The organism is Verrucosispora sp. SN26_14.1, assembly GCF_004307965.1.
Taxonomy (GTDB): domain Bacteria; phylum Actinomycetota; class Actinomycetes; order Mycobacteriales; family Micromonosporaceae; genus Micromonospora.
Map to the genome: position 1 here is coordinate 1 of NZ_SISL01000505.1, position 4,063 is coordinate 4,063.

A 4,063-nucleotide genomic window follows, 5' to 3' on the forward strand; every position below is an offset into this window, starting at 1 on the left:
CAAGGGGGAGCAAGAACGCCGCCGGCCGGTACCCACGGGTACCGGCCGGCAGCGTCTGTCCGTGAAGAGATGTTAGGAAGGGACCCTTCCTATACACCAGGCGATAGCAGGGGGCCCTTCCTTACACACACAGCAGGGTTGGGATGTGGGGGAGGGGGAACAAGGGAGGGTGTGGGTCGGTTGTACCGAGCGTCGGTGTGATCCAGTGTCCCCGGGCCTCACCTAAAATGCCGTCGCCGAATACCGTTCGGCTGGAGCCGCGTCGCGCCACTCGCCGAGAGGCGACCTGCACACCGACACCCACCGCCGCCCCCGGCCCGTGACGGGTCGGGGGCGGCGTCCGTTCGGGCCGGTTCTGCCGCCCCGCTCGCCGCCCCGCCGGCGCTGCCCTAAGGTCAGGACTGAGCGGGGACCGAGGAGGCGGACGTGGGACTGCGGGACGTGTTGCTGGGGTGGCCGGTGTTCCGGCAGCTCACCGGCACCGACCCGCTGGGCCGTGGTGCCGCCGCCCAGTCGGCGCGCAGCGCCGGGCTCACCGCCCGCACCGAGGACGCCGACGAGGTGGCCAGGTCGGTCTGCCCGTACTGCGCGGTGGGGTGTGGTCAGCGGGTCTTCGTCCGTGACGGCCGGGTGACGCAGATCGAGGGCGACCCGGACAGCCCGATCTCCCGGGGGCGGCTCTGCCCGAAGGGCGCGGCCAGCAAGAGCCTGGTGACCAGTCCGCTGCGGCAGACGACGGTGCGGTACCGCCGGCCGTACGGGACCGAGTGGGAGGACCTGGACCTCGACACCGCGCTGGACATGATCGCCGACCGGGTGTTGGCGGCGCGGGCGCAGACGTGGGAGGACGTCGACCCGCAGGGGCGTCCGTTGAACCGCACACTGGGCTTCGCCAGCCTGGGTGGGGCGACGTTGGACAACGAGGAGAACTACCTCATCAAGAAGTTGTTCACCGCGGCGGGCGCGTTGCAGATCGAGAACCAGGCCCGGATTTGACACTCCGCCACGGTTCCCGGTCTGGGGGCCAGTTTCGGTCGCGGTGGTGCGACGGTCTTCCAACAGGACGTGGCGAACGCTGACGTCATCGTCATCCAGGGCTCGAACATGGCCGAGGCCCATCCGGTGGGCTTCCAGTGGGTGATGGAGGCGAAGAAGCGCGGGGCGAAGGTCTTCCACGTCGATCCCCGGTTCACCCGGACCAGCGCGGTGGCCGACGCGTACCTGCCGATCCGGGCGGGTACGGACATCGTGCTGCTGGGTGCGGTGGTCAACCACATCCTCGCCAACGAGTTGGACTTCCGGGAGTACGTGCTGGCGTACACCAACGCGGCGACGATCGTCAGTGACGACTTCGTCGACGCCGAGGACGCCGAGGGGTTGTTCTCCGGGTGGGACCCGGAGAGCGGCAGCTACGTGCAGGACAGTTGGCAGTACGCGGGCCACGAGCAGGACTCGGGCAGCGGCGGCACCGCCGACGAGCGGGACACCGCCGCCGGCCTGCGCCACGAGTCGCACGGTGCGCCGGTGGCGGGTCGGTCGGAGCGGGACGAGACGTTGCGTCATCCGCGCTGCGTCTACCAGATCCTCAGGCGGCACTTCGCCCGCTACACCCCGGAGATGGTGGAGCGGGTGTGTGGCCTGCCCCGGGAGAGGTTCCTGGAGTTGGCGCGGGCGTGGACGGAGAACTCGGGCCGGGAGCGGACCGGGTGCCTGATCTACTCGGTGGGGTGGACCCAGCACACCGTCGGCGTGCAGTACATCCGCACCGGGGCGATCATCCAGTTGCTGCTGGGCAACGTGGGCCGTCCGGGCGGCGGGGTGCTGGCGTTGCGCGGGCACGCCAGCATCCAGGGGTCGACGGACATCCCGACGTTGTTCAACCTGCTGCCGGGCTATCTGCCGATGCCGCACCACGCCAAGCACGTGACGTTCGACGACTGGGTGGACGGCATCCGGCATCCGGGGCAGAAGGGCTTCTGGGGCAACGCCCGCGCGTACGCGGCGAGTCTGCTGAAGGCGTACTGGGGGGACGCGGCGACGCCGGAGAACGACTTCTGTTACGGCTACCTGCCTCGGCTGACCGGGGACCACGGCACCTACCAGCAGGTGCTCGACATGATCGACGGCAAGATCAAGGGATACTTCCTGCTCGGGCAGAACCCGGCGGTCGGGTCGGCGCACGGGCGGGCGCAGCGTCTCGGCATGGCGAACCTGGACTGGCTGGTGGTCCGCGACCTCTTCATGATCGAGAGTGCGACCTTCTGGCAGCGGGGTCCGGAGGTCGCCACCGGTGAGATCGTGCCGCAGGAGTGCCGCACGGAGGTGTTCTTCCTGCCCGCCGCCTCGCACGTGGAGAAGGAGGGCACGTTCACCCAGACCCAGCGGCTGGTGCAGTGGCGGGAGAAGGCGGTCGAGCCGCCCGACGACGCCCGCTCCGAGCTGTGGTTCTTCTATCACCTGGGGCGTCGGTTGCGGGAGAAGCTGGCCGGGTCGTCGTTGCCGCGCGACCGGGCGCTGCTGGACCTGGCGTGGGACTACCCCACGCACGGCCCGCGTGACGAGCCGGACGCCGAGGCGGTGCTGCGGGAGATCAACGGGTACGACACCACGACGGGCCGCCCGCTCTCCGCGTTCACCGAGGCTCGCGACGACGGTACGACCGCGGTGGGCTGTTGGATCTACACCGGTGTGTACGCCGACGGGGTGAACCAGGCGGCGCGGCGGCGGCCCGGTCACGAGCAGGACTGGGTGGCCGCCGAGTGGGGGTGGGCGTGGCCGGCGAACCGGCGTCTGCTCTACAACCGGGCGTCGGCGGATCCGCAGGGGCGACCGTGGAGCGAGCGGAAGCGCTACGTGTGGTGGGACGCCGAGGCGGGCCGCTGGACCGGTCGCGACGTGCCGGACTTCGAGGTGACGAAACCGCCGTCGTACCGGCCGCCGGAGGGCGCCACCGGTCCGGAGGCGTTGGCCGGGGACGACCCGTTCGTCATGCAGTCCGACGGGAAGGGCTGGTTGTACGCGCCGAGCGGTGTGCTGGACGGGCCGTTGCCGACGCACTACGAGCCGGCCGAGTCGCCGGTGCGTAATCCGCTCTACGCGCAGCAGGCCAACCCGACCCGCAAGACGTACGCGCATCCGGTCAACCCGACGAACCCGAGTCCACCCGCGCCGCACAGTCAGGTCTTCCCGTACGTGTTCACGGTCAGCCGGCTGACCGAGCACCACACGGCGGGTGGGATGAGCCGCACCGTGCGGCCGCTTGCGGAGTTGCAGCCGGAGATGTTCGTGGAGGTGTCGCCGGAGTTGGCCGACCTGGTCGGGCTGACCCATCTGGGGTGGGCGCACCTGGTCACCTCCCGTGCGGTGATCGAGGCGAAGGTGCTGGTCACCGACCGCATCGTGCCGTTGCGGGTGGACGGGCGGGTGATCCACCAGCTCTGGCTGCCGTACCACTTCGGGTACGAGGGGCTGGTCACCGGCGACTCGGCCAACGACCTGTTCGGCATCACCCTGGACCCGAACGTGCTGATCCAGGAGAGCAAGATCGGCACGTGTGACGTGCGTCCGGGGCGGCGTCCCACCGGAGCGGCCCTGCGCGAGCTGGTCCGCGACTACGGTGACCGGGCCGGCATCGTGCCGGGCCGCACCCCGCCGGCGGTCACCCCCGGCGTGCCGACCACGTCCGCCGGGGCCGACGACGAGGAGGGGACGCACTGATGGTCGACCCGCAGCACCGGGCGGGCCCGTCCGCGACGTCGGGGCAGGAGTACCAGCCGGCGTCGGCGTCCGGCTGGGTCGACGCGCCCCCACGGATGGGTTTCTTCACCGACACCAGCGTCTGCATCGGCTGCAAGGCGTGCGAGGTGGCCTGCAAGGAGTGGAACGGGGTGCCGGCCTCCGGCCTGGACCTGCTCGGCATGTCCTACGACAACACCGGCGCGTTGACCGCGAACTCCTGGCGGCACGTGGCCTTCGTGGAGCAGCCTCGTCCGGCCGGGCACCACGACGCGCCCTTCGCCGGCACGCCGACCGGCGACCCGGTCAGCGCCGCCTCGGCGGCGAC

At 70.8% G+C, this 4,063-nt stretch carries 1 protein-coding gene and 1 pseudogene; both read left to right on the forward strand.

Annotated elements, in window-relative coordinates; translation table 11 throughout:
• The first annotated feature begins 426 nt into the window (after positions 1-426).
• Positions 427-3,717, forward strand: coding sequence for a formate dehydrogenase (gene fdh / locus EYA84_RS27975; RefSeq protein WP_236145997.1), 3,291 nt, complete (start codon positions 427-429; stop codon positions 3,715-3,717).
• Positions 3,717-4,063 (forward strand): annotated as a pseudogene (locus tag EYA84_RS27980) (4Fe-4S ferredoxin); the annotation flags it as partial. The gene fdh and the pseudogene EYA84_RS27980, both read left to right, overlap by 1 nt.